This is a genomic window from Aquitalea sp. FG25 (genome assembly GCF_057809375.1).
Map to the genome: position 1 here is coordinate 1 of NZ_JBMDJV010000064.1, position 530 is coordinate 530.

At 59.6% G+C, this 530-nt stretch carries 1 protein-coding gene; it reads left to right on the plus strand.

Annotated elements, in window-relative coordinates; genetic code table 11:
• Positions 1–530: IS3 family transposase (locus tag ACODR9_RS24300; protein WP_488813260.1), on the plus strand; the 530-nt coding region annotated here is incomplete at both ends.

Here is a 530-nt window from a genome sequence, read left to right on the forward strand (position 1 = left end):
CCACGCGCAGCAATTTCCAGTTCGACGACTGTGCTGGGTCATGGCAGTGCACCCCAGTGGCTACTACGCCTGGAGAGCATCCCCGCATTCACCGCGAGCGCGTGAAGACCAGCGCTTGCTGGGGCACATCAAGCAGGCTTGGCTCGAAAGTGGCGGTGTCTATGGTTATCGCAAGGTGCATGACGACCTGCAGGCTCAGGGAGAGCGCTGTGGCAAACATCGTGTGGCACGACTGATGAAGCAGGAGGGCTTACGTTCGCAGACGGGTTACCACCGGCGTCCTGGGCATTACAGTGGCCGCCCGGCAGTGGTGGCACCGAATCACTTGCAACGCCAGTTCACTGTGAATGAGCCGAATAAAGCCTGGGTGACCGACATCACTTATATCCGCACGCATGAGGGGTGGTTGTACCTGGCGGTGGTGCTGGACCTGTTCTCGCGGCAGGTGATTGGCTGGTCGATGCAGTCACGTATCGATAGAGAGCTGGTGCTGAATGCCCTGTTGATGGCGGTATGGCGACGTCAGCCCA